Annotated in this window: 24 protein-coding genes; 13 read left to right on the forward strand and 11 right to left on the reverse strand. The window is 71.8% G+C overall.

The window, feature by feature from the left end; translation table 11 throughout:
- Nucleotides 1-64 precede the first annotated feature (64 nt).
- The 4 genes from dut (at nucleotide 65) to Afe05nite_RS05800 (ending at nucleotide 2,490) form a co-directional block, all read left to right on the forward strand.
- Nucleotides 65-538, forward strand: coding sequence for a dUTP diphosphatase (gene dut / locus Afe05nite_RS05785; RefSeq protein WP_203815914.1), 474 nt, complete (start codon nucleotides 65-67; stop codon nucleotides 536-538).
- Nucleotides 539-555: 17 nt separating this feature from the next.
- Nucleotides 556-1,251, forward strand: coding sequence for a DUF3710 domain-containing protein (locus Afe05nite_RS05790; RefSeq protein WP_203815915.1), 696 nt, complete (start codon nucleotides 556-558; stop codon nucleotides 1,249-1,251).
- A gap of 106 nt (nucleotides 1,252-1,357) precedes the next feature.
- The gene (locus Afe05nite_RS05795) at nucleotides 1,358-1,735 is read left to right on the forward strand and encodes an OB-fold nucleic acid binding domain-containing protein (RefSeq protein WP_203815916.1); all 378 of its coding nucleotides are present in this window, start codon (nucleotides 1,358-1,360) and stop codon (nucleotides 1,733-1,735) included.
- Nucleotides 1,732-2,490 (forward strand): DUF3159 domain-containing protein, encoded by a 759-nt coding sequence (locus tag Afe05nite_RS05800; RefSeq protein ID WP_203815917.1) that lies wholly within the window; start codon nucleotides 1,732-1,734, stop codon nucleotides 2,488-2,490. Before Afe05nite_RS05795 ends, Afe05nite_RS05800 begins: the two co-directional genes overlap by 4 nt.
- On the opposite strand, the gene Afe05nite_RS05805 is transcribed toward Afe05nite_RS05800, so the two are convergent.
- Together Afe05nite_RS05805 and Afe05nite_RS05810 are read right to left on the reverse strand one after the other, a co-directional pair.
- Nucleotides 2,479-3,165: a potassium channel family protein gene (locus Afe05nite_RS05805; RefSeq protein ID WP_203816037.1), complete on the reverse strand. Its 687-nt coding sequence runs from the start codon at nucleotides 3,163-3,165 to the stop codon at nucleotides 2,479-2,481. The genes Afe05nite_RS05800 and Afe05nite_RS05805 overlap by 12 nt on opposite strands.
- Nucleotides 3,162-3,827, reverse strand: a complete 666-nt coding sequence (locus Afe05nite_RS05810) for a potassium channel family protein (protein ID WP_203815918.1) — start codon at nucleotides 3,825-3,827, stop codon at nucleotides 3,162-3,164. The genes Afe05nite_RS05805 and Afe05nite_RS05810 overlap by 4 nt, the downstream gene beginning before the upstream one ends.
- A gap of 113 nt (nucleotides 3,828-3,940) precedes the next feature.
- Here Afe05nite_RS05810 and Afe05nite_RS05815 point away from each other — a divergent pair, with 113 nt between their 5' ends.
- Nucleotides 3,941-5,977 (forward strand): APC family permease, encoded by a 2,037-nt coding sequence (locus tag Afe05nite_RS05815; RefSeq protein WP_203815919.1) that lies wholly within the window; start codon nucleotides 3,941-3,943, stop codon nucleotides 5,975-5,977.
- Complete coding sequence (locus Afe05nite_RS05820) at nucleotides 5,974-7,230, forward strand: class I SAM-dependent RNA methyltransferase (protein ID WP_203815920.1); 1,257 nt, start codon at nucleotides 5,974-5,976, stop codon at nucleotides 7,228-7,230. The genes Afe05nite_RS05815 and Afe05nite_RS05820 overlap by 4 nt, the downstream gene beginning before the upstream one ends.
- Here the strand turns inward: Afe05nite_RS05820 and Afe05nite_RS05825 are convergent.
- The 4 genes from Afe05nite_RS05825 to Afe05nite_RS05840 are packed head-to-tail and all read right to left on the reverse strand — an operon-like array spanning nucleotide 7,227 to nucleotide 9,905.
- A complete protein-coding gene (locus Afe05nite_RS05825) occupies nucleotides 7,227-7,901 on the reverse strand; it encodes a hypothetical protein (protein ID WP_203815921.1) in 675 nt (224 codons plus the stop codon). The two genes, Afe05nite_RS05820 and Afe05nite_RS05825, sit on opposite strands and share 4 nt — an antisense overlap.
- Nucleotides 7,898-8,704, reverse strand: a complete 807-nt coding sequence (locus tag Afe05nite_RS05830) for an ATP-binding cassette domain-containing protein (protein ID WP_203815922.1) — start codon at nucleotides 8,702-8,704, stop codon at nucleotides 7,898-7,900. Before Afe05nite_RS05830 ends, Afe05nite_RS05825 begins: the two co-directional genes overlap by 4 nt.
- Entirely contained in the window at nucleotides 8,701-9,015 is a 315-nt protein-coding gene (locus tag Afe05nite_RS05835; protein ID WP_203815923.1) for a PadR family transcriptional regulator, read from the reverse strand. The genes Afe05nite_RS05830 and Afe05nite_RS05835 overlap by 4 nt, the downstream gene beginning before the upstream one ends.
- A gap of 35 nt (nucleotides 9,016-9,050) precedes the next feature.
- Nucleotides 9,051-9,905, reverse strand: coding sequence for a bifunctional 5,10-methylenetetrahydrofolate dehydrogenase/5,10-methenyltetrahydrofolate cyclohydrolase (locus tag Afe05nite_RS05840; protein WP_203815924.1), 855 nt, complete (start codon nucleotides 9,903-9,905; stop codon nucleotides 9,051-9,053).
- Between the two features lie 115 nt (nucleotides 9,906-10,020).
- Between Afe05nite_RS05840 and dxs the strand changes: the two genes are divergently transcribed.
- The 6 genes from dxs (at nucleotide 10,021) to Afe05nite_RS05870 (ending at nucleotide 17,917) form a co-directional block, all read left to right on the forward strand.
- Nucleotides 10,021-11,940, forward strand: coding sequence for a 1-deoxy-D-xylulose-5-phosphate synthase (dxs, locus tag Afe05nite_RS05845; protein ID WP_203815925.1), 1,920 nt, complete (start codon nucleotides 10,021-10,023; stop codon nucleotides 11,938-11,940).
- 77 nt (nucleotides 11,941-12,017) lie between these two features.
- Entirely contained in the window at nucleotides 12,018-13,325 is a 1,308-nt protein-coding gene (locus tag Afe05nite_RS05850; protein ID WP_203815926.1) for an outer membrane protein assembly factor BamB family protein, read from the forward strand.
- Nucleotides 13,326-13,329: 4 nt separating this feature from the next.
- Nucleotides 13,330-14,685: a PQQ-binding-like beta-propeller repeat protein gene (locus Afe05nite_RS05855; protein WP_203815927.1), complete on the forward strand. Its 1,356-nt coding sequence runs from the start codon at nucleotides 13,330-13,332 to the stop codon at nucleotides 14,683-14,685.
- Nucleotides 14,686-14,745: 60 nt separating this feature from the next.
- Complete coding sequence (locus Afe05nite_RS05860) at nucleotides 14,746-15,948, forward strand: outer membrane protein assembly factor BamB family protein (protein WP_203815928.1); 1,203 nt, start codon at nucleotides 14,746-14,748, stop codon at nucleotides 15,946-15,948.
- Nucleotides 15,949-16,019: 71 nt separating this feature from the next.
- On the forward strand, nucleotides 16,020-16,694 hold the full coding sequence (locus tag Afe05nite_RS05865; RefSeq protein WP_203815929.1) for a response regulator transcription factor: 675 nt from the start codon (nucleotides 16,020-16,022) through the stop codon (nucleotides 16,692-16,694).
- Nucleotides 16,691-17,917 (forward strand): sensor histidine kinase, encoded by a 1,227-nt coding sequence (locus Afe05nite_RS05870; RefSeq protein ID WP_203815930.1) that lies wholly within the window; start codon nucleotides 16,691-16,693, stop codon nucleotides 17,915-17,917. Before Afe05nite_RS05865 ends, Afe05nite_RS05870 begins: the two co-directional genes overlap by 4 nt.
- A gap of 126 nt (nucleotides 17,918-18,043) precedes the next feature.
- On the opposite strand, the gene Afe05nite_RS43615 is transcribed toward Afe05nite_RS05870, so the two are convergent.
- From Afe05nite_RS43615 to Afe05nite_RS05895, 5 genes are all read right to left on the reverse strand, one after another.
- A complete protein-coding gene (locus tag Afe05nite_RS43615) occupies nucleotides 18,044-19,153 on the reverse strand; it encodes a DUF2637 domain-containing protein (RefSeq protein WP_239117583.1) in 1,110 nt (369 codons plus the stop codon).
- A 160-nt stretch (nucleotides 19,154-19,313) separates the two neighbouring features.
- Nucleotides 19,314-20,408: a flagellar basal body-associated FliL family protein gene (locus Afe05nite_RS05880; RefSeq protein ID WP_203815931.1), complete on the reverse strand. Its 1,095-nt coding sequence runs from the start codon at nucleotides 20,406-20,408 to the stop codon at nucleotides 19,314-19,316.
- 165 nt (nucleotides 20,409-20,573) lie between these two features.
- A complete protein-coding gene (locus tag Afe05nite_RS05885) occupies nucleotides 20,574-22,637 on the reverse strand; it encodes a 3-hydroxyacyl-CoA dehydrogenase NAD-binding domain-containing protein (protein ID WP_203815932.1) in 2,064 nt (687 codons plus the stop codon).
- Complete coding sequence (locus Afe05nite_RS05890) at nucleotides 22,634-23,830, reverse strand: thiolase family protein (RefSeq protein ID WP_203815933.1); 1,197 nt, start codon at nucleotides 23,828-23,830, stop codon at nucleotides 22,634-22,636. The genes Afe05nite_RS05885 and Afe05nite_RS05890 overlap by 4 nt, the downstream gene beginning before the upstream one ends.
- 145 nt (nucleotides 23,831-23,975) lie before the next feature.
- Nucleotides 23,976-25,295: a ribonuclease D gene (locus Afe05nite_RS05895; protein WP_438867644.1), complete on the reverse strand. Its 1,320-nt coding sequence runs from the start codon at nucleotides 25,293-25,295 to the stop codon at nucleotides 23,976-23,978.
- Nucleotides 25,296-25,628: 333 nt separating this feature from the next.
- Between Afe05nite_RS05895 and Afe05nite_RS05900 the strand changes: the two genes are divergently transcribed.
- Complete coding sequence (locus Afe05nite_RS05900) at nucleotides 25,629-26,450, forward strand: S1C family serine protease (RefSeq protein ID WP_239117584.1); 822 nt, start codon at nucleotides 25,629-25,631, stop codon at nucleotides 26,448-26,450.
- Nucleotides 26,451-26,453 lie beyond the last annotated feature (3 nt).

Genomic DNA, 26,453 nt, shown 5'->3' on the forward strand with positions numbered 1-26,453 from the left:
CGAGCACGGCAGGATGGCAGGGTGGTGTCCCGCCCCCGCCACCGCTGATGTGAGGAAAAGTGTCTTGCCAGATGTTGTGATCCCGATCCGCCGCCTGGACCCCGACCTGCCCCTGCCGGCCTACTCGCACCCCGGGGACGCGGGCGCTGACCTGGTCGCGGCCGAGGACGCGGAGTTGGCTCCGGGCGACCGCGCGGCGGTGCGCACCGGCGTCGCGATGGCCCTCCCCGAGGGATACGTCGGGCTCGTGCACCCACGCTCCGGTCTGGCCGCTCGCCTCGGCGTGACGGTCCTCAACGCGCCCGGTACGGTCGACGCCGGCTACCGCGGCGAAATTCTGGTCATCCTGGTCAACCACGATCGGGTGAAGACGGTCAAGATCTCTCGCGGCGACCGCATCGCCCAACTGGTCGTCCAGCGGGTCGAGCGAGCCGAGTTCCAGGTGGTCGACGAGCTCGACGACACCGCTCGCGGTGCCGGTGGGACCGGCTCGACCGGCGGGCACCACGCGCTGCCGCCGCGGCAGACGCAGTACTGAAACGGAAGGTGGCACGCATGTTCTCCCGTAAGCGCGGCGGCCCGAAGCACGTACGTGCGACGGACGCGCCGCCCTCGGCAGCTCTCGAGCGCAGCCTCGCGGCCGACGACGACGGCCCGGCGCCCGAGCATGGGCCGTGGGACGAGAAGTACGCCCCCGAGGGCGTGCAGCGTCTCGACCTCGGCAGCCTCCTGATCCCCGCCATCGACGGGGTCGAAGTGCGGGTGCAGGCCAACCCCGAGGGCGGGGTCGAGCAGATCGTGCTCGTCGACGGTGACAGCGCGCTCCAGCTCGGCGTCTTCGCGGCGCCCCGCAGTGAAGGCATCTGGGACGAGGTGCGGGCGGAGATCGCCGAGGCGATGGCCGCCGACGGTGTCTCCCCGCGCGAGGTCCGCGGGCCGTACGGAGTCGAGTTGACCGCCCGGGTCAACACCCCGGAGGGACCGGCTGACGTGCGGTTCGTGGGTGTGGACGGGCCGCGCTGGATGGTGCGGGCCCTCTACCAGGGTGCGGCGGCGTCCGATCCGGGTCGCGAGGGCGCGCTCGGCGAGGTGCTCTCCGGCCTGGTGGTCATCCGGGACGCCGAGGCTCGGCCGGTGCGTGAGGCGCTGCCGTTGCGGCTGCCCAAGGAGATGAGCGAGCAGGCGCAGGCGGCGGCCGAGGCGGAGCAGGCCGAGGCCGAGCAGTTCGGCACGAACGGCCGATCGGCCTGAGAACCAGCCCGGTGACCGGGGTCACCGGGGGCGCTTCCGGCGTACCGTGGTTGGACGGCATACGCGCACACTGTGCCGTCCACCCCGGCGGGCCTAGGAGAGAATCATGTCGACCGATCAACGCACCGGTCTTCGCAGGTTCTTCAAACAGTTGACCGCAACCGACTCCGAGCTCGACGCCGAGCACCTGCAGCGGGAGAGCGCCAAGTGCGGCGCCATGCCGGCGGGGCAGTGCAGCCGAGGACAGGTCGTCTCGGTGTCCGGGCGACTGCGGACGGTGGCGTACACTCCTCGAACCAACCTGCCGACGCTTGAGGCCGACCTCTACGACGGCAGCGACGTGGTCACGCTCGTCTTCCTGGGCCGGCGCTCGATTGCCGGCATCGAACCGGGGCGGCAGCTCACCGCGCGTGGCCGGATCGCGATCCGGGACGACCGTAAGGTCATCTACAACCCGTTCTACGAGCTGGAGGCGCCCCGGTGACACCCGGCAGCGAGCCGCGTCACGCCGCGCACGAATCCGTGGAGGAGCGGCTCGCCGAGGAGGTCGTCGAGGAGCTCGACCTGCAGAAGGTCGAGGACGAGGAGCCGCTTCCCTCGATGAGCGAGCAGATCGCCGAGCAGTTGGGCGGCGTTCGCGGGCTCATCGAGTCGAGCCTTCCGGTGCTCGTCTTCGTCCTGCTCAACGTGTTGCTCGGCGACGCGGTGGCGGGGCTGGCGAAGGAACAGGCGCTCTACTGGGCGATCGCCGGCTCGGTGCTCTCGGCGGTCGGCATCGGCGTCTACCGGCTGATCCGCAAGGAGCCGGTCCGGCACGCGATAAACGGGCTGTTCGGCATCGCGGTCGGCGCCTACCTGGCCTGGCGCACCGGTGACGCCAAGAACTTCTACCTGCCCGGCATCCTGCTGACCTTCGGTCAGGCCGCGGTGCTGCTGCTCTCGGTGGTCATCCGCAAACCCCTGATCGGGTACGCGTGGGGGATCATGGCGAACAAGGGACACCAGGACTGGTTCGGCAACGCCCGGCTGTTCCGTACGTTCCAGTGGCTCACCCTGGTCTGGGTGGTCTCGCTGTGCCTGCGCGCCGGCATCCAGTACTACCTGTGGGCCCTCGGCGAGGCGAACGCCCTCGGCATCGTCCGCATCCTGATCAGCTGGCCGATCTACGCCGCCACGTTCGCCTTCACCGCCTGGGCCATCCACCGGGTGACCAGCACCCAGACGACCTCAGCCGCCTAGCTCGCGCCCGGCGCTGCCGAGGATCACGGCGCGGATCTGGTCCTCCACCTCGCTGGTGCAGACGAAGATCAGCTCGTCGCCGGCCTCCAGCGGATCGTCCGGCGTCGGCACCAGGACCCGCTTGCCCCGCAGGATCGCCACCAGGGCGGCGTCCCGGGGCAGCGGCACCTCGCGCACCGGCTCACCCTCGTACGGGGCGTGCCGGGGCAGGGTGATCTCGACCAGGTTGGCCTCGCCCTGCCGGAACGTCATCAGCCGCACCAGATCGCCGACCGTGACCGCCTCCTCGACCAGGGCGGCCATCAGGCGGGGCTTGCTGACTGCCACGTCGACGCCCCACTGCTCGGTGAACAGCCACTCGTTCTCGGCCCGGTTGACTCGGGCCACCACCCGGCCCACCGCGAACTCGGTCTTGGCGAGCAGCGACACCACCAGGTTGGCCTTGTCGTCGCCGGTGGCGGCCACCACGACGTCGCAGCCGGCCACGTCGGCCTCCTCGAGGCTGGCCAGTTCGCACGCGTCGGCGAGCACCCACTCGGCCTCGGGCACCCGCTCCGGCTTGAGCTGGCGGGGCTGGCGCTCGATCAGCATGACCCGGTGGCCGTTGCCGATCAGCTCCTGCGCGATCGACCGGCCGACGTTGCCGGCCCCGGCGATGGCGATCCGCATGGTCAGTGCTCCCTCTGGTGCGAGCCCGAGGCGACGTCCAGGACGTCGGCGACGGTGTCGTCGGTGACCAGCATGAAGACCTGGTCGCCGTCCTGGATGACGGTGGATCCGGTGCCGAGCGTGCCCATCCCGAAACGCATCAGGTAGGCCACCCGGGAGCCGGTCTCCTCCTCCAGGGACTTGAGCGTGCGCCCCACCCAGTCGCGGTGCAAGGGCACCTCGACGATGGAGACGACGCTTGTCGGGTCGCGGAACACCTCGACCGTGCCCTCGGGCACCAGGTGCCTGTACATCCGGTCGGCGGCCCAGCGGATGGTGGCCACGGTCGGGATGCCGAGCCGCTCGTAGACCTGGGCGCGGCGGGCGTCGTAGATGCGGGCCACGACCCGGGAGACACCGAACGTCTCGCGGGCCAGCCGGGCCGAGATGATGTTGGAGTTGTCGCCGCTGGAGACGGCCGCGAACGCGTCGGCGCGCTCGATGCCGGCCAGGCGCAGGACGTCGCGGTCGAAGCCCATGCCGGTGACCGTGGTGCCGGCGAACTCGGAGCCGAGCCGCCGGAACGCTTCCGAATTCTGATCGATCACCGCGACCGAATGGCCGTGGGCCTCGAGGTTCTGGGCGAGCGTGGAGCCGAGCCGGCCACACCCCATGATCACCACGTGCACGTGTCGCGCCCTCCCGGATCAAAGCTCACACCGATGAGCGTGCCATGCGCACACTGTGGGCGGCGCCCGGGGCGGCATACACGATGGCGGGGCCGTCCGTACGCTAAGCACTCGTGGCAAGTTCGACGTCCCTCGCCAAGCGGCTGCTGCTGGGCCGACCGTTCCGCTCCGACAAGCTGCAGCACACCCTGCTGCCCAAGCGGATCGCGCTGCCCGTCTTCGCCAGCGACGCGCTGTCGAGCGTGGCGTACGCGCCCGATGAGATCCTGCTGACCCTGTCGATCGCCGGGGCCGGGGCGTTCGTGATCTCCCCGTGGATCACGCTCGCCGTCGCCGTGGTGATGATCACGGTGGTCGCGAGCTACCGGCAGAACGTGCACGCCTACCCGTCCGGCGGCGGCGACTACGAGGTGGCCACGGTCAACCTCGGGCCGCGGGCCGGGCTCGGGGTGGCCAGTGCGCTGCTCGTCGACTACATCCTCACGGTGGCCGTGTCGACGTCGTCGGGCGTGAACAACCTGGGCTCGGTGGTGCCGTTCGTGGCCGACCACAAGGTGCCGTTCGCGATCGGCGCGATCGCCATCCTGACCGCCCTCAACCTGCGCGGCCTGCGTGAGTCGGGCACCGCGTTCGCCATCCCGACGTACGCCTTCATCGTGCTGATCGTCGGCATGATCGTGACCGGCCTGATCCGCGTCTTCGTACTCGGCCAGGACCTCCAGGCGCCCAGCGCCGGGCTGGTGATCACCGCCGAGGACGACCACCTGACCAGTTTCGGGTTCGCCTATCTGCTCCTGCGGACCTTCTCCTCCGGATGTGCCGCGCTCACCGGCGTCGAGGCGATCTCCAACGGGGTGCCCGCGTTCAAGCCGCCGAAGAGCAAGAACGCCGCGACCACCCTGATGCTGCTCGGCGGCATCGCGATCGTCATGCTCGTCGGCATCGTCGTGCTGGCCCGGGTCACCCACCTGCAGTACGTCGAGGACCAGGCCACCCAGATCATCTCGGGGCCGGCCGGTTACGACCAGAAGACGGTCACCGCGCAGCTCGCCGAGACGGTCTTCGGCGCGGGGTCGGTCCTGCTCTACGCGACCGGCGCGGTCACCGCCCTGATTTTGTTCCTGGCCGCGAACACCGCCTTCAACGGCTTCCCGGTGCTCGGCTCGATCCTGGCGCAGGACCGCTGGCTGCCCCGCCAGCTGCACACCCGCGGCGACCGGCTCGCCTTCTCCAACGGCATCCTGCTGCTGGCCGTCGCCGCGATCGTGCTGGTGGTGGCGTTCCAGGCGGAGACGACCCGGCTGATCCAGCTCTACATCGTCGGCGTGTTCGTGTCGTTCACGCTCTCCCAGGAGGGCATGATCCGGCACTGGAACCGGCTGCTGCGCACCCAGCGCGACCCGGTCCGGCGCAGCCGGATGAAGCGCTCGCGGGCGATCAACGCGTTCGGCATGTGCCTCACCGGTGCCGTGCTGATCGTGGTTCTGGTCACGAAGTTCCTGCTCGGCGCGTGGATCGCGATCGCCGCGATGCTCGTCCTCTATGTGATGATGCTCGGCATCCGCAAGCACTACACCCGGGTGGCGCGCGAGTTGGAGCCCACCGAGGAGCGACCGATCCTGCCCAGCCGCAACCACGCGGTGGTGCTGGTCAGCAAGGTGCACCAGCCGACCCTGCGAGCCGTCGCCTATGCCCAGGCGACCCGGCCGGACACGCTGACCGCGGTCACGGTGAACGTCGACGACAAGGACACCCGCACCATCCAGACGGAGTGGGAGCGCCGGCAGATCCCGGTGCCGCTCACCGTCGTGGACTCGCCGTACCGCGAGATCACTCGGCCGATCATCGACTTCGTCAAGGGGGTCCGCCGGGGCTCTCCGCGCGACGTGGTCACGGTCTTCGTCCCGGAATATGTGGTCGGTCGCTGGTGGGAGAACCTGCTGCACAACCAGAGCGCGCTGCGGATCAAGGGGCGTCTGCTCTTCGAGCCCGGCGTGATGGTCACCAGCGTGCCCTGGCAGCTGCGCTCCAGTCAGGACCGCGATCTCGAGCGTTACGACAGCGCCCTGGCGCAGGTGCCCCGCCGGGGCCCGCGCACCCGGACCACCGAGGTGGAGCAGCCGGCCGACGACGAGGAAGCCCGCACATGATCTCCGATCCCAGTCTGGACTTCGTCGAGGGCGAGCGGGTGGAGCTGACCGTGGGCGCCCCCGCGCACGGCGGTCACTGCGTGGCGCGCCTGGACAACCGGGTCTTCTTCGTGCGGCACGCGCTGCCCGGCGAGCGGATCACCGCCGAGATCACCGAGCGCCACCGGGGCTACCTGCGAGCCGACGCGGTCGAGATCCTCGAGGCCGCGCCGGACCGGGTCACACCCCCGTGCCCCTACGCGCACCCGGGTGGGTGCGGCGGGTGCGACCTGCAGCACGTCGCGGGCGACGCGCAGCTGCGCTGGAAGGGCGCGGTGGTCACGGAGCTGCTCCAGCGGATGGCGGGAATTTCCCGGACCGTACGCGTGGAGCCACTGCCGGCCGACGATGTCCTGCTCGGCTGGCGCAGCCGGATCCGGTACGCGGTGGACGCGCAGGGCCGGCCCGGTCTGCTCCAGCACCGGTCCAACCAGGTGGTCCCGATCGAACGCTGCCTGATCTCGCACCCCGCCATCCAGGATCTGGACCTGCTCGCCCGCGACTGGCCCGAGGCCGACGCCGTCGAGGTGGCCGCGACCACCGGCGGCGACGTGGCCGTGCTGATCCGCCCGACCGGCGAGGGCGCGCTCCCGACCGACGACCCGATCGACGGGGCACCGTCCGGCGGGCGGCTGCAGATCCTGGGCCCGCCCCGGGTTCTCGAGGTGGCGGCGGGCCGCGACTGGCGCGTACCGCCGGAGGGTTTCTGGCAGATCCACCCGGCCGCCGCCGACACGCTCGCCGCGACCGTCGTCGAACTTCTCCGGCCCGCCGACGGTGAGGTGGCCTGGGACCTCTACGGCGGAGCCGGCCTGTTCGCCGCGGCCGTCGCCGAGCGCACCGGGGCCCGGATGACGGTCGTCGAGTCGTCCCCGGCGGGCTGCGCCGCGGCCCGCGCCAACCTCGCCGACCGGCCCGCCGTCGAGGTCGTCGAGGCGCGGGTGGAGAACGCCCTGCAGCGCCGCCGGGTCACCGGACCGGTCGACCTGGTCGTGCTCGATCCACCGCGCTCCGGAGCGGGCGCCCAGGTGGTGCGGGCCATCGCCGGCGCCGGTCCCCGGGCGATCGCCTATGTGGCCTGCGACCCGGCCGCCCTGGCCCGCGACCTGAAGACGTTCGGCGAGCTCGGCTGGCGGCTTACCGAACTGCGGGCCTTCGACTGTTTCCCGATGACCCAGCACGTCGAGTGCGTGGCCCTGATCGAACGCGCCTAGGGCTCGGGGCAGCGCGGGAGGCGCAGTCGCCAGGCGAAGATCGACCAGGTGCCGCCCGCGCAGATCAGCCAGGTCAGCACGCCGTGCGCGAGGCCCCGCCAGAGGTATTCGGGGCCGGTCGCGTCGACCGCGTAGGTGCCGATCTCGCGTCCCGACCAGAACGGCATCAGCTTGGCGACCAGCCCGGCCGGGTCGGCGAGCATCTGCACCGCGCAGATGCTGAGCAGCGCGAGCGCGCCCTCCAGCTCGCGCGGCAGCACGGCGGCGACGAGACCGCCGAGCGGGGCCGCCACGGCCGCGGTGAGCGCCATCATCAGCGCCGCCGCCGCGGGCCGGTCGAGGCCCTGGTCGACGGCTGCGAGCAGCCAGTAGGCGGCGGCCAGCGCCACCCCGCCGGCGGTCGTCGCGAGCAGCCGGCCGCCGATCACCGCGGCCGTGGACGCGCCGCTGAGCCGCAGCCGCGGGTCGACCCCGCGGGACGCGTTGACCACGAACAGGGTGAGCGTGGAGACCGCCCAGCCGATGCCGAGCGTCAGCATCCGCAGCGACTGCCCGGTCAGGTCGCGTCGCACCAGGTAGAACCACAGCGGCAGGCTGATCACCAGCACCAAAGCAGTCCGCCGCCGGCCGACCTCGCGGGCCGAGAGGGCCGCCACCACCAGCGCGGTCACCGCAGTGCCCCGAGGTCGAAGACCTGGTCGACGTGCTGCAGGTCGTGCAGCAGGTGGGTGACCACCACGACCGCTCGGCCGGCCTCGCGCCAGGCCCGCACCTGGTGCCAGAAATCGAGGTAGGTGCCCTGGTCGAAGCCTTGGTAGGGCTCGTCCAGCAGCAGCAGGTCGGGCGAGTGCAGCTCGCCGAGCACCAGGTTGAGCTTCTGCCGGGTGCCGCCGGACAGGTGCTGGGTGAGCTGTTTGCGGCCGGGGCGCCAGGCCAGGCGGGCGGCCAGGTGCTCGCCGGTCGAGCGGGCGCGCCGCGGTGCCATCCCGGCGGCCGCGCCGAACAGCGTGAAGTGCTCGTCGGCGGTCAGCCAGCCGGCGGTGCCGGCGTCCTGCGGGACGAACCCGACCCGGCGGGTCCGCTGCACGCGGCCGGAACTGGGCCGGGTGAGGCCGGCGCAGATGCGCAGCAGGGTGGACTTGCCGCAACCGTTCGCGCCGACGATGGCGGCGACCTCCCCGCCCCGCACGGTCAGGTCGACCCCGTCGAACACGGTGCGGCGTCGATAGCGCTTGCCCACCCCGGTCAGGCGTAACCGAACCGGTCCGCTCGGCCCGTTCAGCGGCAGGGTTCTCGTGGTCAATTCCGAGAGCAGGTGCCGGGCGTAGAGGTGGGCCGGTCCGAACAGCGAGTCCGGGGCGGCGTCGCACTCCGCCGCCTGCTGCGCGGTCTCGTCGGCGAGTTGTCGCGCGCGACCGGGCTGCACGCCGAGCCGGCGCAACTCGTCCTCGAAGCGGACCCCCCACGCGGTCATCGCCGGGCCCCGGCCGCCACCAGGGTGTCGACCCCGTCGCGGAACCGCTGCCAGCCGGTGACCTGGGCGGCCAGCTCGGTGCGGCCGAGGTCGGTGATCGCGTAGTACTTGCGGCGGGGGCCGGACTCGGACGGGCCCCAGCTCGGCGACGCCAGGCCCTGCTGCTCCAGGCGCAGCAGGGCCGGGTAGAGCGTGCCGCCGGGGACGTCCGCCACCCCCGCCGTGGCGAGGCGCTGGGCCAGTCCGTACCCGTAATCGGGTTTTTCTCGCAGCATCGCGAGCAGGCAGAGATCGAGGAAGCCATGCAGCATGGCTAGGTAGGTTACCTACTAACCAGACTGTCTGACTAGTTGGCCCGTTCGGCCGCCTCGATGACGTTGCGGAACAGCATCGCGACCGTGGTCGGGCCGACGCCGCCAACCCGCGGGGTGATCGCGCTCGCCACCTCGGCGCACGACTCGTCGACATCCGGCAGCAGCCGGCGGCCCTCGTAGCGGACACCCGCGCCGACCACCACCGCACCCGGCTTGACGTGCTCGGGCTGGATGATGTGCGGCACCCCGACCGCGGCGACCAGGATGTCGGCCCGCTGGGTGTAACGCGGCCAGTCGGTCACCCCGGTGTGCACGACCGTGACGGCGGCGTTGGCGGTCGGGCGCTTCTGCGCCAGCATCATCGCGAGCGGCCGGCCCAGCGTCGCGCCGCGGCCCAGGATGACCACCTCGCGGCCGGCCACCGGGATCTCGTAGTGGGCGAGCAGCGCCTCGATGCCGGCCGGCGTGCAGGGCAGCGGACCTGGCATGCCGAGCGCGAGGCGGCCCATGTTGAGCGGGTGCATGCCGTCGACGTCCTTGTCGGGGTCGAGGGTCTGCAGCGCGGCGTCGTAGTCGAGGTGGCCGGGAATCGGGTACTGGATCAGGACGCCGTGCACGCCCTTGTCGGCGTTGAAGCCGGCGATCACCTCGTGCAGCTGCTCCTGGGTGGTGTCGGCGGGCAGGTGCCGGTGCGGCGACTCGAAGCCGATCTCGGCGGCCTGGCGCTGCTTGATGCGGATGTAACCGGCGCTGGCGTCGTCGTCGCCGACCAGGATGGTGGCGAGGCTCGGCACGATGCCACGCTCGCGCAGGCGGGCGGCGCGGGTATTGACGTCGGCGAGAACGGCTTCGGCAACCGGGGCGCCGGGAAGAAGACGAGCGGTCATGGCCGCAAGAATGCCTTACGATCCGGTCTCAGCTCTGTGCAGGTTGTGTGTAGGAGCCCGCTCTGGCCGTTCGCGTGGGGTGCGGGGCCTCGAGGCGCCGATAGACTTCACTCCCATGAGCGAAGCCCTGCTGGCGTCCATCACCTGTCCCGGTGACCTCAAGCGCCTCACCACCGAGCAGCTGACCCAGCTGGCCGCCGAGATCCGCGACTTCCTGGTGGCCAAGGTGTCTCGCACCGGCGGTCACCTCGGTCCCAACCTGGGCGTCGTGGAGACGACCCTGGCGATGCACCGGGTCTTCGATTCGCCCCGCGACCGGCTCCTGTTCGACACCGGCCACCAGGCGTACGTGCACAAGATCCTGACCGGGCGCCAGGACGGCTTCGACCTGCTCCGGCAGCGTGGGGGCCTTTCCGGCTACCCGTCGCGGGCCGAGAGTGAGCACGATCTCATCGAGAACTCGCACGCCTCCACCGCCCTGTCGTATGCCGACGGCCTGTCCAAGGCTTTCGCGCTGCGGGGTGAGGAGCGGCACACGGTGGCCGTGGTCGGCGACGGCGCGCTCACCGGTGGCATGTGCTGGGAGGCGCTCAACAACATCGCCTCGGCGAAGAACCGCCTGGTCATCGTCGTGAACGACAACGGCCGTTCGTATGCTCCGACGATCGGTGGCCTCGCCGACCACCTGTCCACGCTGCGGCTCAACCCGGGCTACGAGCGGGTGCTCGACCTGGTGAAGAACGCTCTCGGCTCGACCCCGGTGGTGGGCAAGCCGGCCTACGAGGTGCTGCACGCGGTCAAGAAGGGCATCAAGGACGCGGTCAGCCCGCAGCCGATGTTCGAGGACCTCGGCATCAAGTACATCGGCCCGATCGACGGCCACGACCTCGTCGCCATGGAGTCGGCGCTGCGCCGGGCCAAGGGTTACAACGCGCCGGTCATCGTGCACGCGGTGACCCGCAAGGGCTTCGGTTACCGGCCGGCCGAGACCGACGAGGCCGACCGGCTGCACGGTCCGAGCAGCGCCTTCGACGTCGAGACCGGCAAGCTGCTCGCCAAGCCGTCGGTGAAGTGGACACACGTCTTCGCCGACGAGCTCGTCAAGATCGCCGACGAGCGGGTCGACGTGGTGGGCATCACGGCCGCGATGGCCGAGCCGACCGGTATCGCCAAGCTGGCGGCGAAATACCCCGACCGGGCGTACGACGTCGGCATCGCCGAGCAGCACGCGGCCACCAGCGCGGCCGGCCTCGCCATGGGTGGTCTGCACCCGGTCGTGGCGGTCTACGCCACCTTCCTCAACCGGGCGTTCGACCAGGTGCTGCTCGACGTGGCGATGCACGAGCTGCCGGTGACGTTCGTGCTCGACCGGGCCGGCATCACCGGTCCGGACGGGCCGAGCCACTACGGCATCTGGGACATGAGCGTCTTCGGCGTGGTGCCGGGCCTGCGCATCGCGGCCCCGCGCGACGCCGCCACCCTCCGTGAGGAACTGCGCGAGGCGATCGCGGTCGACGACGGCCCGACGATCGTGCGGTTCCCGACCGGATCGGTGGCCGAGGACACTCCGGCCGTGCGCCGGGCGGGTCAGGTCGACGTGCTGCGCGAGGACTCCCTCGCGGGCGGACGCAAGGACGTGCTGCTGGTGGCGGTCGGCGCGTTCGCCCGGCTCGGCCTCGAGGTGGCCGACCGGCTGGCCGAGCAGGGCTACGGCGTCACGGTGGTCGACCCGCGCTGGGTGCGCCCGGTGCCGATCGAGCTGATCGGCCTGGCCGGCCAGCACCGCCGGGTGGTCACGCTCGAGGACGGCGTGCGCGCCGGGGGCGTCGGCGACGCGGTGGCCAGCGCGCTGCGCGACTCGGGGGTCGACGTGCCGCTGCGCGACTTCGGTGTGCCGGTGGGCTTCCACCCGCACGGCAGTCGCGCCGAGATCCTGACCGCGCTCGGTCTGACCGCCCAGGACATCGCCCGGGACGTGACCGAGTGGGTGTCCCGAGTGGACGAAGCCGTCGAAGCGGCACAGACCACTCGGTAGAACGGCGAATCACCTACAAACCCGGCATAGGGGATAGGGAAGCGGTGCTGTCGTTATCTGCTCGTTACCTTTGAGGTATGGCAGACAACGGCGGCGTGCTCGTGATCGATCTCGGTTACGACCGTGGCGAGCCGCCCTCGTACGGCTCGCCGAGCCGTCGGACGTTCCCCTCCTGGGTCCCGGTGGCCCTGCTCGGAGCACTCGTGCTGCTGTTCGCGGGCGCTTCGGCAGCCCCCGCCGACCCGGCACTCAACCCGGTGTTCCGGCTCCAGATCGGCCCCGCCGACACGTACGCGGTGACCGCCGACGGTCAGCTGCTCGCCCAGACGTTCGGGCAGCTCACCTCGTACGGCCTCGACCGTGGGCAACTGCGCTGGCAGGCTGCCCAGGCCACGCCCGGCTACCGGCTGCGCCTCGGCGGCGGCCTCGTGCTGCTGCGGCCCTGGACGACCAGTTCCGGCGAACCCGGCACCACCGCGGTCTCCGCCCACACCGGTGCCGCCCGGTGGGAGCGACCCGGCAACGTGGTGACCGTGGCCGGCTCGGACAGCCTGCTCGCCGTCGACTCGGTGCGCAGCCTCACCGGCACCGGCCGCCGGGTGCAAGGCGACGTCGCCGCGGTCGACCCGCGCACCGGCGGCACCCTCTGGAGCGTGCACGTGCCCTCCACGGCGGTGCTGCTCGGCCTGCCCGGCGTCGCCGACGAGGGCTCCCGCATGCTGCTCGTGCACGACGACCGCACCCTCGCCGTGCACGACCTGCGCACCGGCCGCCGGCTGGCCTCGACCACCGTGCCGGGCGCCGACTACAACCCGGACAACCCGGTGGTGGCGGGCGGGAAGATCCTGCTGCGGCACCCGGGCACGGACGGGCCGGAGATCTCCGCGTACGACCCGGTCACGTTGCGCCAGCAGTGGACCGAGCCCGCTCAGAACGCGTACGAGCTGGCCGCCTGCGGACAGCTGGCCTGCCTGTCCGGGGCCGGCCAGGTGCGCGCCATCGACCCGGCCACCGGCGACCAGCGCTGGGCGCACCCGGGCTGGGCCGGAGTCACCCAGAACGGGACGTCGCTCATCGCGTACGCCGGGTCCGACGGCACCGACCCGGTCGGCGTGCTCGACCCGCGGACCGGGCGGGTGCGTACCGAGCTGGACGGGTGGATCCCGATCACCGGGAGCGGCGGGGCGGACGGCCGGCTGCTTCTGATCCGGTCGGTCGACGGCGGAGCCCGTACCATGGTCGCCGTCGCCCACCCGGGCGATCCGCGACCGCGCCTGCTCGCCGCGCTGCCCGCGGGCACCGGTGACTGCCAGGCCGCTCCCGCCCGGCTGATCTGCCGCACCACGTACGGCGAACTGGTCGTCTGGTCGTACCAGGAGGAGTGAAGCGTTGGCGCTGATCGAGCTGGACCTGACCACCCAGCCCGACCTGGCACCCGCCTCGCCGCCACCGGCCTACCGTTACCGCCTCACCGGCCTGCTCCTCGCCGGGGTGCTGCTGGCCGTGCTCGGCGGTTCGGCGCCGGGCGGCTCGACCCTCTGGCGCTACCTGGGTGCCGTCCCGCCGCCGGGCGGGGCCGAGACCCAGTCCCGGCTGGTCGGCGATCGCGTCTACACCATCTCCGGATCCGGCGGGGAGCGCGTCACCACCGCGTTCGCGCTCACCCCCGAGCCGCACGAGCTGTGGACCGTGCGCTACCCGGGCCGGGTGATCGGACCCGACGACGTCGGCTTCGGCGGTGTCGACGCCCGCCAGTCCGGCGACAGCTTGCTGCTCACCGACGGCCCGGCCACCACCGTCGTCGACGCGCGGACCGGCCGGGTGCGCTGGCAGTCGGACGTCGGCATCACCGCACTGCCGGGCGGCCGAGTCGGCTTCATCCAGAATCAGGTCTTCCGCCAGGGCACCCTCTACGACCAGGACTCCGGCGACCCCGGTGTCCTCTACTTCTCGGCCACCGGCCGGCCGCACACCGAACCGCCGGTGCGCACCGAGATCCGGGGCGTCGACCTGGTCACCGGCGAGACCCGGTGGACGAACGTGCTGGCCGGCTCGGTGAACGTGCTGACCAGGGGCTCCGACGTGCTGGTGGTGGCGTCCGACCGCCTCGAGCGGATCGACGGCGGCACCGGCGCGGTCCGGCGCGAGGTCGCCCTGCCGAGGATCGGGGCGGACCGGCCGATCGGCGGTGACCTCACCGGTGGCGTCGTCGTCATCTACTACGGCCGGGCCGGCTCGGCCGATCGCGAGGTCGTCTACTCGCCCGACACCCTCGACCAGCTCTGGCAGCGCCCCGCCCCGGAGGTGCTGGTCGACCCGCCGGCCTGCGGCGCGGTGCTCTGTTCGGGGCCACGCACCGCCCTCGAGGTGCTCGACCCGGCCACCGGCCAGGCGGTCTGGCGGGCGCCGGGCACTGTCGACATGGATCTGCTCGACGGCTATGTGCTGGAGACCAACGCCGGCTCCGGCATCCCGCTCCGGCTCGTCGACCCGGCCACCGGCCGCGTCCGGGTCGGCCTGGCCGGCTGGAACGCCGAGATCACCGGCGGTGCGGGGGCGCCCATCGTGCTGCGCAAGGCCCTGCGCGGCGGCCGCAGCGCGTTCGGCGTGGTGCTGGCGGACCGCGACCAGGTGCAGGTGCTCGGGGCCGGCCCGAAACCGGTGAGCGAGTGCAGCTCCAACCACGCCTACGTGCTCTGCCGCGGAAACAACGGACTGGAGATCTGGACGTACCGGTCCGGATAATGAGGCGTCGCCCTCATCGATCTCGGCTCGGAACGCGCGGTACCGGTGGCGGAACGCCCGGTGCCCTACCGTGCTGTCCTCGGGGCGATCACGTTGGTGCTCGTCGCGGCGCTCGGGGGCGCGGCCGGCCAGGCACCGCCCCGCGCACCCGCGATCATCCCGGCCGGGCTCGGCGACGAGACCTTCCTCTACGGCGACCGGCTCTACCTGATCGCCTCCGGCCGCGCGGAAGGCGACGAGACCACGCAGAACCGGGTGGTCACCACCTACCAACTGCCGGAAGCGCGGGTGATCGCCCGTACCACGATCGCGGTGACCGGTGCCGTCCTCGGGCTCGAACAGATCGGCGACGTGCTGGTGCTGGGCTACCAGTTCAACACCGACGGCAGGCAGGGGGTGGTGGCGCAGGCCGTCGGGGCGACCACCCCGCTGTGGCGGAAGACCGCACGGTTCGTCCAGGCCGCCACGGCCGACGGCATCGCGCTGCTCGACGACGGCGCCGGGCTGATCGCGGTCGACGTGCGAACCGGGGCGCTGCGCTGGCGGGTGCCCGGCCCGGCCGGCGGACTGCTGACCCCGGACGGCGGCCCGGACGGCGGTTATCCCCGCTGGCTGGTGCTCGGTTCGGACTCCGGGCAGCTCGCCACCTGGGACGCGCGCACCGGCCGGCCGCTGGCGTCCACCACCCTGCCCACCGCGGCCGGGTTGATGTGGCCGGTCGGCGACCTGGTGATGGTCGATGTGGGGAACGGCTACGACGCCTACCGGCTGCCCGGCCTGGACCGGCTCTGGCACACCGCCACCGACCTGTCGCAGAGCTCGGTGGAGACCGACTGCGGGGTGATCATCTGCATGTTCCGGCAGCAGCGGGGGATGACCGCCGTCGACCCGGCGACCGGCCGTGCGGTGTGGCGGTCGGAGCGGTGGGGATATGCCGAGCCGTTCGGGTCGTACCTGCTCGCCGGGGCCGGCCCCGAAACGCCCGCCCTGTCGGTGCTCGACCCGGCCACCGGCCAGGTCCTCGGCGACTTCGGCGACTGGCAGAGCCTCGGCCCGGCCGGGGGTGGCCGGCTCTACGGCAAGAAGGACGCCAAGGGTCAGTACCGCATCTGGTACGGCCTGCTCGACCCGGCCACCCGCCAGGTCGAATACCTCGGCACCGCTGAGCGGGTCTCCGGGAACTGCCAGACGGCCCCGATCGCCGACCCGGTGCTGGTGTGCCGGCTCGTCGACGCCTCGTACGCTGTCTGGCACCTTCGGTAGCCTTCACTTACGGCCTCTTCACACCTGGTCGGGGAGGCTTGGTTGCCCGGCGGTCGACGGAGGATTCTGCGGTGCGCGTGCTTGTGGTGGAAGACGAGCGGAACCTCTGCGACGCGATCGCACGGGGCCTGCGACGCAAAGGGATGGCGGTCGACGTCGCCTACGACGGACTCGAGGGTCACGAGATGGCCTACGTGACGCGTTACGACGTCGTCGTGCTCGACCGTGACCTGCCCGGCATGCACGGCGACGAGATCTGCGCCGCCCTCGTCGAGTCGGGCGCGCTGACCCGGGTGCTGATGCTCACCGCCAGCGGCACGGTCGCCGACCGGGTCGAAGGCCTCCAGCTCGGCGCCGACGACTACCTGGCCAAGCCGTTCGCCTTCGAGGAACTGGTGGCGCGGGTGCAGGCACTCGGCCGCCGGGCGACCCCCGCCGCCCCGCCCGTGCTCACCGTCGGCGACCTGGTGCTCGACCAGACCCGCCGGGTCGTGACCCGCGGCGGCCTGCCGATCGAGCTCACCAACAAGGAGTTCGGCGTGCTCGAGGAGCTGCTCAAGGCCCGCGGCGGCGTGGTGTCCAGCGAAGAACTGCTCGAACGTGTCTGGGACGCCAACACCGACCCGTTCACCACCACCGTCCGGGTCACCGTGATGACCCTGCGTAAGAAGGTCGGCGACCCGCCACTTATCGAGACCGTGGTCGGCGCCGGTTACCGGGTGCCCGAACCGGTCGGCCTCTCGTGACCGTCTACCAGGGCCGCAGCCGGCGCCTCAACCTCCGCCCCACCCTGCGGCTGCGACTCACGCTGCTCAACGGCATCCTGCTGGTCGGTGCCGGGGCCATCCTGGTGCTGCTCGCCTGGCTGCTGGTCAGCGACGCCATGCACCCGGTGAACGAGCTCCAACCCGGTTCCGTGGTCACCCTGCGCAACGGCACCACCGAGGACGCCATCGCCTGGCAGACCGGCCTCGTCCAGCGGGCCTCCCGAGAGGTGCTCGTCAAAGGCCTGGTCGCGTTGTTCGCCATCGGCATCATCGGCACCGCCGGCGCCTACGCGGTGGCCGGCCGCGCCCTGCGCCCACTGCACACCGTCACCCAGACCGCCCGCCGCCTCGGCGAGGCCACCCTCGACCAGCGCATCCGCTATTCCGGCGCCGACGACGAAGTGGCCGAGCTGGCCCGCACCTTCGACGCGATGCTCGACCGGCTGGCCGGCGCGTTCGAGTCGCAGAAACGCTTCGTCGCCAACGCCTCCCACGAGCTGCGCACCCCGCTGGCCGTGATGCGCACCGAGATCGACGTGACGCTCACCGACGACGAGGCCGACGTCGCCGAATACCGCCGCATGGCGAAGGTCGTGCGGGACGCCTCCGAACGGGCGAACGGCCTGGTCGACGCCCTGCTGGTGCTGGCCCGCTCGGAGGCGCAGTCGGGCCGCCGGCTGGCCCGCAAGGTGTCGGCCGACCTGTCGATGAGCGTCACCAACGCCCTCTCCGCGGTCAAGCCCGAGGCCGAACGCCTCAAGCTCGACGTCACCACCGACCTGCGACCGGCTCCCGTGGTCGGCGACCCGTCACTGCTCGACCGCCTGGCCGGCAACCTGATCGAGAACGCGATCCGCTACAACCACCTGCTCGGCAAGCTCTGGCTGCGCACCGACATGGTCGACGGCCAGGCCGTCCTGGTGGTCGGCAACACCGGCTACGAGGTCGAGCCGGGCGACGTGCCCGGCCTGTTCGAGCCGTTCCGCCGCGGCGGCTGGGAACGAACCGGCTCCCGAGGCTCCGGCCTGGGCCTCTCCATCGTCCGAGCGGTCTGCGACGCCCACGGCGGCACGGTCTCGGCGATCGCTCAGCCCGGCGGCGGCCTCGAGGTCACCGTCTCCCTGCCCACCGCCGACGCCACCCCGGTGGTGGCCGCCTCCGCCGCCGTCCCGCGCGGCAAGAACCTCGGCCTCGCCACCTGATCCCCGCCCCACCTCAGCCAGCTCGCCTCAGCCGCCCACCTCAGCCGCCTCGGCCCAGCCGCCTCCCCGGCGGTCGGGGCCGGAGCCGCCCCGCCAGCCGGATCGGCATCCGCTGCCGGCCGAGCCTCAAGCGGCCAGTGTGTGGTCGCCGCCCTGGGTCTCGCGCCGGACCGTGCGTAGCCGCGACGTGGTGATGCCCAGCTCGGCGGCGATCTCGGCGTCGGTGATCGACGGGCGCTCGGCCGCCAGCCGCTCGGCGAGGGCCACCGTCTCGGCCGGGCTGCGTCGCGCCCGCCCAGCCGTTTCTTTCTTTTCGGTACGCGAGGCGCCGTCCCCGCCGACTTGGCCGTTCCCGGCCGCGCGTCCGACGCCGGCTTTCCCGGTGGCCGGGCCACGTTGCGCGGGAACCGCCCGGCCGGAAGCCACCCCCGGCCGCCGGCCCGAGACCGCAGCCGACACCGTCCGCCCGGCGGCGGCACTGGTGGCAAGGCCGGACGGTGGGGCGCTGGGCCGTGCGGAGCTGGGCCGTGCGGAGCTGGGCGGGGGAGCTGAGCCTGCCGGATCGGCGGCACGCCCGATCGAGGAGGCCGGTGGGCGCGCCTGGCGGGTCAGCGTGGGAGCGAACGTGGTGCCGTCGGCGCCGGTTGCGCGGGGGAGCGCGGCGGCCGCCTCCTCGAAGGCGCGTCGGTGCAGTGGCAGACCGCCGGTTCGGGCCGTCATCGCGGCAACCGTCGCGGCCGGTGTCGGGATCAGGTCCGGAATGACCGGGTCGGCGGAAACCGAGGGGGCCGGCTGGGCTGAGGAGGGGTGGCCCGGGGTGGGCTGGGCGTCCTGGTCGCGTTCCAAGGAGGTTATCCGGCCGCCCAGCTCGACCAGGCAGATGCTGGCGACGACGATGAGGCCGTCCACCGAAAGGGGGAGCAGGTAGGGCGAGGCGCCGGTTTCGCCGTAGCGGGCGGCGACGCCGACCATGTGCCAGTAGGAGACCCAGGCGGCGATGCCGGCGATCGTGGCGGTGGCGATCAGGCGGGCGGCGGCCAGCCATCGGCGGTGCACCGGAACTCGGGAGATCAGCTCGACGGTGAGGAGCAACGCGAGGGGTGGCCAGGCGGCGATGGCCTGGCTGATCGGGTTGTCCAGCGCGTGCAGGACGTTGGCGACGACGGAAGCGGCCACGCCCAGGAACAGCGTGGCACGCACCGCCCACCGGACGCGGCGCAGGTGCTGCAGGACCACCGGTAACACTCCTCAGCCAGTCGGGGGGTCGGGCTCGGGACGCCAACCATGCTGACGGCTGCGGATCACGAGAACGCCCTCGGCCCGGAACCGTGACCGGTCCGTGCCGAGGGCGTTGTGATCATGTGATCGCCGCGGACGGCGTGTCGGCTTGACCAGCTCAGGACTTCTTCTCGATCTGGGCCCGGAGCTTGGGGAACTCGGCCTTGGCCTTGGTGACCGACTTGAAGTACCACATCACCATGCCGAGGCTGCCGTCGTCGGCCCACGAGCAGATCGCCATGTCGATGCCGGAGGTCTCGGCGCTGCCGCACTTGGCGGTGCCACCCAGCGAACCGGTCGGCGCGTCGGTGATGTTGGAGATCTTCAGGCCGCCGACACCCGCGCCCATGAACGTCTGGTCGAGCTCTTTCTCCGGGTTGGCGATCGGGGCCTCGGCGGCCACGACGATCACGATGTCCTGCTTGGCGACCGTGCCGTAGAGCGAGCCGACCGTGTTGGTGGCCGACGGCACCGAGGCGAGCCCGTCCTTGAGCTCCTTGGCCACCGACGCGAACTGCGGGTCGGTCAGCTTCGGGCGGCCACCCAGGGTGGCCGGCTCGACGATCTTGATGTTCGACGCGGTCGTCGTCGGCTGCTCGGTGGGATCGGCGGCCTCGGCGGTGGCGGTCGCGGTGGGCTTCGCGGTCGAGTCGGCGAGCTGGTTGTTGATGTCGTCGGCCTTGTCCTTGCCGACCATGACGAGCGCCACCACACCGCCGATGCAGAGCACCAGCACGATCGCGACCGACACCAGGATGATCGGCAGAGCCTTCGACTTCTTCTTCGGCGGGGTCCCCTGCGGGAAGCCGGGCTGCGCGAACTCGGGCTGGCCGTACTGCGGCTGACCGTATTGCGGCTGCCCGAACTGGGGCTGGCCGGACTGAGGCTGCCCGAACTGGGGCTGGCCGGACTGGGGCGGCTGCTGACCGTAGTCACCCGGGCCGTAGGCCGGCGGCTGGGGCTGGCCGTACTGCGGGGGCTGCTGACCGTAGTCCGGCTGACCCGACGACGGGTAGGCCTGGGTCGGCGGGTACGGCGGCTGGGGCGGCACCGAGGTCGGCACGTCGGGGTTGGGCTGGCCGTACTGCGGCTGGCCGCCCTGGTAGGGCTGCCCGGACTGAGGCTGGCCAGGGTACTGCTGGCCGCCCTGGTAGGGCTGGCCGGAAGTGGGCTGACCGTTGTAAGGCTGGCCGGAGTACGGCGGCTGCGACATCAAAGCTCCATCGATTGGGTTTCCCGCCAGGCAGCCTATCGGCCCAGCGCCAGGCCGGTCGCCCCCCTATCCGGGTAGGTGATCACACCCGACCGGACAAACCGGCAGCGAGTACGACAACGCCCCGCACCGAAGCGGTGCGGGGCGTCGTCGATCCGACGAAAGTCACGCCGGCAGGCTGCCGACGCCCTTCGGCAGGAACCGCTTGCCGGTCACCTTCTCGGAGATGCCGCTGCGGTCCAGGTACGGGGTGACGCCGCCCAGGTGCATCGGCCAGCCGGCGCCCAGCACCATGCACAGGTCGATGTCCTGCGCCTCGGCGACCACTCCCTCGTCGAGCATGAGGCGGATCTCCTCGGCCAGGGCCTCGAGTGCTTTACCGCGTACCTCATCAGTGGTCAGCGGCGCGGAACCGCCGGTCGCCAGCTTGACCACCTCGGGGTTGATCTCGTCGTCGACGAGAAGCGGAAGGCCGGCGTCGACGATCTTCTTCAGCGTGGGGCTGTCCGCGAAGCGGTCCGGGAAGGCGGCGTGCAGCGTCTCGCCCACGTGGTGGGCGACGGCCGGGCCGACCAGCTGGAGCAGCGCGATCGGCCGCATCGGCAGGCCCAGCGGGTCGAACGCGGTGTCGACCACGTCGAGCGGGGTGCCGGCGTCGACGGCCTTGAAGACCTCGCTGGTGAAGCGGGTCAGCACGCGGTTGACCACGAACGCGGGCGCGTCCTTGACCAGCACCGACGACTTCTTCAGCTCCTTGCCGACGGCGAACGCGGTGGCCACCGTGGCGTCGTCGGTCCGCTCGCCCTTGATGATCTCGAGGAGCGGGAGGACCGCCACCGGGTTGAAGAAGTGGAAGCCGACCACCCGTTCGGGGTGCTCGAGGTCGGCGGCCATCTCGGTGACCGACAGCGACGAGGTGTTGGTGGCGAGGATGGCCTCGGGGGAGACGATCTTCTCGAGCTCGGCCCAGATCTGCTTCTTGAGGTCGAGGTTCTCGAAGACGGCCTCGATCACGAAGTCGGCATCCGCGAAGACCGACTTGTCGACCGAGCCGGACACCAGCCCGCGCAGCTTGGCCGCGGTGCCCTCGTCCAGCCGCCCCCGAGAAGCCAGTTTGTCGATCTGGCCGAGGACGTAACCGACGCCCTTGTCGACCCGTGCCTGGTCGAGGTCGGTGAGCACCACCGGCACCTGGAGGCGGCGGGCGAACAGCAGCGCGAGCTGCGACGCCATCAGGCCGGCGCCGATGATGCCGACCTTGGTGACCTTGCGGGCGAGCGCCTTGTCGGGCACCCCGACCGGGCGCTTGGCGCGGCGCTGGACCAGATCGAACGCGTAGAGCGAGGCGCGCGACTCGTCGCCCATGATCAGGTCGGCGAGGGCCTCGGTCTCGGCCGCGGTGCCGTCCTCGAACGTCGCTTCCTTGGCCAGGGCGAGCAGTTCGAGGGCCTTGTTGGCGGATGGGACCGCGCCGTGCAGCTTCTCGTCGAGCTGCTGCTTGGCGAAGAACAGGACGCCGTCCCACATGTCCTTGTCGACTTCGGGGCGCTCGACCGTGGTCTTGCCGCCGACCACGCCGGCGGCCCAGAGCAGCGAGCTCTCCAGGAAGTCGGCGGCCTCGAAGATCTCGTCGGCCACGCCCAGCTCGCGGGCCTGCTTCGGCCGGAGCACCTTCTGGGTGAGCGGGTTCTGCAGGATCACCTGGGCGGCCCCGGGGGCACCGATCAGGTTGGGCAGCAGCTGGCTGCCGCCCCAGCCGGGGACCAGGCCGATCGCAACCTCGGGCAGGCCGAGGGCGGTCGCGCCGGTCGAGACGGTGCGGTAGTGGCAGTGCAGCGCGACCTCGAGGCCGCCGCCGAGGGCCGCGCCGTTGATGAAGGCGAACGTGGGAATCGTCGAGTTCTTCAGCCGGACGAACACCCGGTGGCCCAGCTCACCGAGCTCGAGCGCCTGCTCCCGCGAGGTGAGGAACGGGATGCCGGTGATGTCCGCGCCGACGCAGAAGATGTACGGCTTGCCGGTGATCGCGATGAAGGCCGGTTCCGCCGCCGTCGCCTCGGTGATCGCGGCGTCGAGCGAGGCCAGCCCGGCCGGCCCGAAGCTGTTCGGCTTCTTGTAGTCGAAGCCGTTGTCCAGCGTGATCAGCGCGGCCTGGCGGTCCAGGCCGGGAACCGCGACGAGCCGGACGATGGCCTTGGTGACCACCTCGTTGGGGTGCTCGATGGTCACTTGTCGGCGCCTTTCCAGTTCGGGTTCTCCCAGATCACGGTGCCGCCCATGCCGATGCCGATGCACATGGCGGTGAGGCCGTAACGGACCTCCGGGTGCTCCGCGAAGTGCCGCGCGAGCTGGGTCATCAGCCGTACGCCGGAGGAGGCGAGCGGGTGCCCGATGGCGATCGCGCCGCCCCACGGGTTGACCCGCGGGTCGTCCTCGGCGATGCCGTAGTGGTCGAGGAACGCGAGCACCTGCACGGCGAACGCCTCGTTCAGCTCGAACAGGCCGATGTCGTCGATGGTGAGGCCGGCCTTCTTGAGGGCCTTCTCGGTCGACGGGATCGGGCCGTAACCCATGATCTCCGGCTCGACGCCGACGTAGCCGAACGACACCATCCGCATCGCGACCGGCAGGCCGAGCTCGCGGGCGGTGGCCTCGTCGGCCAGCAGGGCGGCGGTGGCGCCGTCGTTGAGACCGGCCGCGTTGCCGGCGGTGACCCGGCCGTGCGGGCGGAACGGAGTCTTGAGGGTGGCCAGCTTTTCGAGAGAGGTCTCGCGGGGCGCCTCGTCGACCGTGGCGAGGCCCCAGCCCTGCTCGGCGTCACGCAGGGCGACCGGCACCAGGTCACCCTGGAGCTTGCCGTCCGCGTACGCCTTGGCGGTCTTGAGCTGGGAGTTGAGGCCGTAGCGGTCGACCCGCTCCTTGGTGATGTCCGGCAGGCGGTCGTGCAGGTTCTCCGCCGTCGCGCCCATGACCAGGGCCGACGGGTCGACCAGCTTCTCCGCGAGGATGCGCGGGTTGGGGTCGACGCCTTCACCCATCGGGTGCCGGCCCATGTGCTCGACGCCGCCCGCGATGGCGATGTCGTAGGCGCCCATCGCGATGCCGCCGGCCACGTTCGTCACCGCGGTCATCGCGCCCGCGCACATGCGGTCGATCGCGTAACCGGGGACGGTCTTGGGCAGGCCCGCCAGCAGCGCGGCCGTGCGGCCGATCGTCAGGCCCTGGTCGCCGATCTGGGTGGTGGCCGCGATCGCGACCTCGTCCACCCGCTCGGGCGGAAGCTGGGGATTGCGGCGCATCAGCTCGCGGATGCAGCGAATGACCAGGTCGTCGGCGCGGGTCTCGGCATACATGCCGCCCGCCTTGCCGAACGGGGTGCGGACGCCGTCGACGAAGACGACCTCACGTACTTCACGGGGCACGGGAGTCTCCTTGCGGGCATATTTCCTGTGGGGTGGATGCTACTCGCCGGTAACTAAGGAGTGCCACCGCCCGTGGGGAATGTCCCCTTCATTCTGCGTGACCGGTCGCCGCGCCGGCCGGGCGAATCCTCGCCCGGCCGGTTGATCATGCGGTGGGCAGCGGGTCCGGCAGAGCCTCGGCGAGCTGGTCGGCCAGCAGACCCACCTGCCAGTTGCGGGCCCCGAAACCGCGCAGAGCGTCACCGACCGTCTGACCGCTCACCTCGTCCGGTGGCGACCAGGCCAGGCGACGGACGTAATCGGGGCTCACCAGGTTTTCCGGCGGGAGGTTGTGGGCCTCCGCCGTCGCGACGACGACCGCCCGGCAGCGAGCCAGCCGGGCCGCCGCGACCGGATCGCGCTCGGCCCAGCGGTGCGGCGGCGGGGGGCCGTCCATCGGCTGGTTGATCGGCAACTCGTCGTCCGGCAGCGAACGGGCCTCGTCCAGCGCGTCCAGCCAGACCCGGGCCAGCCGGCGCACCGAGCGCCCGCCGAAACCGGGAATGACGAGCAGCGCGCGCTCGTCCTTCGGGTCCTGCTCGGCCGCGGCCACGATGGCCGAGTCGGGCAGCACCCGGCCGGGAGCCGAGTCGCGGCGGGCGGCCACGCCGTCCCGGGCGTACCAGAGGGCGCGCACCCGGGACTGGGCCCGCGCGCCGCGCACCCGGTGGATGCCGGAGGTGCGGCGCCACGGGTCGGGCCGAACCTTGGGTGGCCGGTCGGCGCTGGCCACCAGGGCGGCGAACTCCTCCGCCGCCCACGCCGACTTGCCCTGCCGCTCCAACTCGGCGGCCAGCAGGTCGCGCAGGTCGGTGAGCAGCTCGACGTCGAGGGCGGCGTAGGTGAGCCACGACTCCGGCAGCGGCCGGGTCGACCAGTCCGCCGCCGAGTGGTGCTTCTCCAGCGAGTAGCCGAGGAGCTGCTCGGTGAGCGCGGCCAGGCCGACCCGCTCGAATCCGGCAAGCCGGGCGGCCAGCTCGGTGTCGAACAGGCGGCGCGGCCGGAAGTTGAGTTCGGCCAGGCAGGCGAGGTCCTGGCTGGCGGCGTGCAGCACCCATTCGCTCTCGGCCAGAGCGGCATCGAGGGTGCGCAGATCATCGAGGGGCAACGGATCGATCAGTACGGTCCCGGCCCCGGCCCGGCGCAACTGCACGAGGTAGGCGCGCTGGGTGTAGCGGTAGCCGGAGGCCCGTTCGGCGTCCACGGCGACGGGCCCGGTGCCGGCCGACATCTTGGCCACCACCTCGGCCAATTCACTGTCGGCTTCGACCGGGCGGGGGGTGCCCTCGCGAGGGGCGGTCAGCGGGACGGCGGCGGGCAGGGACGCGGGACCGCCAGACGTCGGGTCGGGCGGCTCGGGGAGCGGTCGTCCGTCCCCTGCCGTCTCTGGCTCGTCCCGACGGCGCAGGGGTGCTTCGTCGGTCACTCCGTAACCGTACGGGTGCAACACCTGGGTGACATGCAGCCGGGTACCGGCGCGTCGGTTCTCGATCGAACCGGACTCATCCGCGGCGACGTTTTCTGCGTACTACTGCCCGCAGTACCGAGACTCGGGAGGCCGTGCCGGATGACCACGACGTACGACCCGTTCATCCCTGCCGAAGGCGCGGACCAGCAACGATACGACGGCAGACGGCGCGTTCAGGAGTGGCCGGCGGAGCATTGGCAGGCTCCCGAACCCGGCTATCCGCAGGCGCAGCGCCCTGCCGAGCCCACGTGGCAACATCCCTCGCAGCCCGAACCGCAATATCAGCCGCGCATGTCGGAACAGCAGCGCTGGGAGACCGGCAGTTTCCCGACCGTGCCGACGAGCCTGTCGCCGGAGCCGCGCGCGGGTGGCCGGTCGAAGACCAAGCCACTGGTGGCGGCGCTGGTCGGGATTCTGCTCGGGGTGGCCGGCTGGCAGGCGTACCGGATCGAGACGATGAACCACGACAACGCCACCATGCACTCGGTGGTCGCCGCCGAGAAGAGCCGCACCGACCAGTTGGAGAAGCAGCTGGCCGGCGTCTTCGACCCGGAGGCCGTGTCGTCGAAGGTGCTGCCCAGCGTGTTCCGGGTGCGGGCGGGCGACTTCACCGGCACCGCGTTCTCGGTCGGGTCCAAGGCCAAGGGCGGACAGTCGAACCTGTTCACGAACTATCACGTGGTGGCCGAGCTCTATGCCGGCGGCGGACGCTCGGTGACGCTGGAACGCGGCAACACGAAGATCAACGCGACCATCGTGAAGGTCAACAAGGGCAAGGACCTCGCCCAGCTGCGGGCCAACCAGGCGATTCCCGGGCTGGCCACGGCGGCCACCCAGGTCAAGCCGGGCCAGCAGGTGGTCGTGGTGGGCGCGCCGCTCGGCCTCGACGACACCGTCACGACCGGGGTGATCAGCGCCTACCGCCCGTCCGACCCGGACGGCCCGACGATCCAGTTCGACGCCCCGATCAACCCCGGCAACTCGGGCGGCCCGGTGGTCAGCGCGAACAACCAGGTGGTCGGCCTGGCCACGGCGAAGGCCAAGGACGCCGAGGGCATCGGCCTGGCCATCCCGATCAAGACGGCCTGCGAGACCTTCGCCGGAATCTGCTGAGGC

The organism is Paractinoplanes ferrugineus (assembly GCF_016862195.1).
In the GTDB taxonomy this organism is placed as follows: Bacteria; Actinomycetota; Actinomycetes; order Mycobacteriales; family Micromonosporaceae; genus Actinoplanes; species Actinoplanes ferrugineus.